General features: G+C 27.5%; 4 protein-coding genes. 1 reads left to right on the forward strand and 3 read right to left on the reverse strand.

The window, feature by feature from the left end; all coding sequences use genetic code 11:
• Positions 1–32: 32 nt before the first annotated feature.
• Together B3R94_RS08340 and B3R94_RS08345 are read right to left on the reverse strand one after the other, a co-directional pair.
• Positions 33–434, reverse strand: a complete 402-nt coding sequence (locus B3R94_RS08340; protein ID WP_291067794.1) for a hypothetical protein — start codon at positions 432–434, stop codon at positions 33–35.
• Positions 431–1,684, reverse strand: coding sequence for an AAA family ATPase (locus tag B3R94_RS08345; RefSeq protein ID WP_291067795.1), 1,254 nt, complete (start codon positions 1,682–1,684; stop codon positions 431–433). Before B3R94_RS08345 ends, B3R94_RS08340 begins: the two co-directional genes overlap by 4 nt.
• Positions 1,685–1,895: 211 nt before the next feature.
• On the opposite strand from B3R94_RS08345, the gene B3R94_RS08350 reads away from it, so the two are divergent.
• Complete coding sequence (locus tag B3R94_RS08350) at positions 1,896–2,735, forward strand: tyrosine-type recombinase/integrase (protein ID WP_291046846.1); 840 nt, start codon at positions 1,896–1,898, stop codon at positions 2,733–2,735.
• Positions 2,736–2,756: 21 nt separating this feature from the next.
• Here B3R94_RS08350 and B3R94_RS08355 read toward each other — a convergent pair whose 3' ends face one another.
• Entirely contained in the window at positions 2,757–3,104 is a 348-nt protein-coding gene (locus tag B3R94_RS08355; RefSeq protein WP_291046845.1) for a helix-turn-helix domain-containing protein, read from the reverse strand.
• Between the last annotated feature and the right edge of the window lie 411 nt (positions 3,105–3,515).

The raw sequence follows: 3,515 nt of genomic DNA on the forward strand, positions 1-3,515 counted from the left end.
AGACGAAAGCTTAGTTATTAGGCGATGTTTTTTTAATATGAATCTTTAAAAGGTGAGCTTTTCACGATTAATTCAGAGTTATAATTTTTTCTGAAATAATATTTATGGTTTTGTATTTCACTTGTTGTTAAGGGGCTACGTGTACAAATTACATAAGATTTTTTTTGAGAATTTTTAATATTTTTACTTAGTTTTTTGATTGTAGCTTTAATTTGATTTAATGCATGTTCTATATCTTGTCCTTTTAATTCAATAAAAAATTCAATTTCATTTGCAATATGTAAAAAATCACATCTTATTGATTCATCATCAATTTCACATCCATCAACTTTAACCGTTTCTGAATCTACTAAATTTTTATTTTCAAGAGTTAATTTACTTCTGTTTTCTTCAAAAACAAATAATTTTTGTTTTGACTTAGATCTACATTTCATGCGAATTCAATATTTAATAATTTATCAAATTGGAGTGAAATATCTTCTGAAACTGAATCTAAAATTGTAGATGAAATTAGATTAGTCTCATTATCCATTAAGTATCTCTTCTCATTATTTCTTAGTGAATACACGCTAAACAATTCTGTATTTAATTTTTCTTTAGGTGAAACTACTAAATTAACTTCATTTGAAAATTTTTCTGATGTATTGGATAAATTTCCAGCATATATCAAATTATTGAATGAAGACAAAATATAAGGACTATGCGTTGTAATAAAAATTTGAAAATTTCTATTTTCATTATTAAAGGTGCGTGCAAGTAATTCAACAATTTTCTTTTGTGCAGTTGGAAATAAATGAGCTTCTGGTTCTTCAATGTATAGTGTAAAACCTCCACCTGCTGAACCAATATAATTTAAAGTCTTTAAGATAATCATTAAAGGCAATGTCTCTTGTTGTCCTGAAGATGCGTTTGTCAAATTCACTTTTCGATTGTCTGAGTGAATTAAAAAATCTTTTTCTTTTTCTCTAAAATAATTACTATTTAATATTTGAGAAATTAAATCATCAAATTCCTTATCTTTTCTTTCAGTTTTATCTTGAACAATATCGTTATAAAATCTTTTTAGATTTTCATAAAATGAGCCAAATTCAATTAAAAATGGATCAAGTGTTCTATTTTCACTTAAAAAAGAGAATATTGTACTTTGAATATTTGCAAAAAAACTTCGTCCAGCAGGAATGAAAAATTGTTGATAAGTCGACTCATGACCAAGCTCATCTTGAATACATTTTGTAACTTTTTGACTTATTTCTCGATGAAGTCTAAAATTTGAAATTTTACCTTCTTGGAGAAGCTTACTTTTTTCGGTCGTATATATTTTTTTCCCTTTCGAAAGTAATTTTTTCAAATTTTCTGAATATTCAAATTTAAGCTTATTATCTATTTTTTCAACGATAATAAAGGTTAAATCATTTTCATACTTTATCAAAAATTTTTCTTTTGGCCATGATTCACGTGGAAAGAAAGTTATAAAAGTTTCTTTATGATTCTTGTCTAAATCACGTTTTGATTCTTCATTTTCTATATTTTTTATAATTTCATTAATGAAGTTTTTAAAAAAGTATAGAAGTTTAACAGTAATACTTTTACCAGAGCCTTGAGGTCCAATAAGTATATTTATGGACTTAAATTCAAAATCCATTTTTTTTATTCCACCAAAATTTTCAATATATATTTTTTCCACTTTTTTATTTCAAAGTTACAATTTTTATAAAATATCGCCTAACATTGTTTTTTCACGAAACTGATCTAGCTTTTGTTTCGTAAAAAATCACCTATATCCGCATTTCGTAAAATTAAAAACAAATATAATTATTTTTTTGTAAATTAGACACTTACTAAAACAAAATTCATGTATCACGAAGTAATTTGATGTAAAATGTAATAATGAATGTATGGATAGCGAAACAATTCTAAAAACGTTGCAAAATCGATTAAAATTACAACGATATGCAAACAATACCATAAAATCGTATTGTGGTTACGCTCAAGTTTTCTTAGAGCAGATGGAAAAATACAATAGATTAGATGAAATTCCTATTTCAGAAATCGAATTGTTTATCAATACAAAAGTAACTCAAGAAAATATCAGTGTTTCCTATCAACGTTCTTTGGTTGGGGCAATTAAAAAAGTATTTGAATTAGTTGAAAATCAGAAAATCGAATTAAATTATCTTTATCCGAAACGAAAAGTTAATAAATTACCAACTTTCTTTTCTCAAGAAGAAGTACGAAATTTATTAAATGCAACAGAAAATTTAAAACATAAAGCTATTCTTACCATAATCTATAGCTGTGGATTGCGACTAAGCGAATTGATAAATTTAAAAATTGCAGATATAAAATCGGAAAGTGATTTACTTCTTATTCGTCAAAGTAAAGGTAACAAAGATCGAATAGTAGCTTTGCCAGATAAACTTTTGTTATTATTGAGAGAATATTATAAGGTTTATCAACCTAAAGACTTTTTGTTTGAAGGGGCTAAAGGGAATCAATACAGCGAAAGGAGCGTCCAATTAATTTTAAAAAATGCTATGAGTAAAGCTGGTGTTTTATCAAAAGGCAGCGTACATACTTTAAGACATTCATATGCTACTCATCTTATAAAAAGTGGAATTGATGTACGTGTAGTTCAAGAATTATTAGGTCATAACGACATTAGAACTACCATGATTTATACGCACATTACAGATATTGATAAAAAATCGACACCAAGTCCTTTAGATTTTTTGTGATAATTTGTAAAATCTAACACATTATTTTATCTCAACAATCTTCACCACCTCACTTTTCAATACTTTAGTGCCTGCCTCATTATAAGTTTGCTCTACAGTCACTTTAATTTTATCATATTTAGGAGTTGGAAAATCTAACAATTCTCCAATGTTTTTATATCCAAATGCTTTTGCCAAAAGAGTTATGTGACGGGTGCTATATTTATGTCGCTGTGTATAAGATTCAACATTACTAACAAAGCTTCTAGCAACCCCCATTTTTAGGCTTAGTTCATCTTTAGTTATCCTATTAACTTTTCTGAGATTTTTCACATGATTAATTAAATCAAAATCAAATTGTGTAGTTTCAAATTCGAATATTTTATTCATTTAACTAAAAATAATCACCCAACATATTGGGTTTTAATTAAAATTGTTTATATTTGTATAAGCGAATTGATAATTAGACTTTTAATAGTCATAATTAAAACGATGAATCTCGAATCGAAACGACCAATTTTACCTCGAGAGTTTCGTGAAATCGCTCCATGTCTCAAAAGTTTTGTACTTTCGTAATACGGCATGGGCGGTTTTCACATATGCTTTAGGGGTAACTTTTAAACTTTCGAGTTTATAAGCTGGGTTTGGTCGCCCACGGTACTAAAGTGTGAAGCCGCCTTGCTTTTTTTGCAAGTATATCTTCATACACGAGAAACATCGTTCCATAAAACCCAACACAAAATGAGAACGAAACAATTTCAATTCATCCGTAAAAAACCTCCAGACAAAGTCTGTTCGTTT

This window comes from Empedobacter sp. UBA7611 (genome assembly GCF_002484365.1).
In the GTDB taxonomy this organism is placed as follows: domain Bacteria; phylum Bacteroidota; class Bacteroidia; order Flavobacteriales; family Weeksellaceae; genus Empedobacter; species Empedobacter falsenii_B.

Bases quoted from the DNA above. Each gene is read 5' to 3' on its own strand.
- B3R94_RS08350 (WP_291046846.1), top strand. From the start codon at position 1,896: ATGGATAGCGAAACAATTCTAAAAACGTTGCAAAATCGATTAAAATTA.
- B3R94_RS08340 (WP_291067794.1), bottom strand. From the start codon at position 434: ATGAAATGTAGATCTAAGTCAAAACAAAAATTATTTGTTTTTGAAGAA.
- B3R94_RS08355 (WP_291046845.1), bottom strand. From the start codon at position 3,104: ATGAATAAAATATTCGAATTTGAAACTACACAATTTGATTTTGATTTA.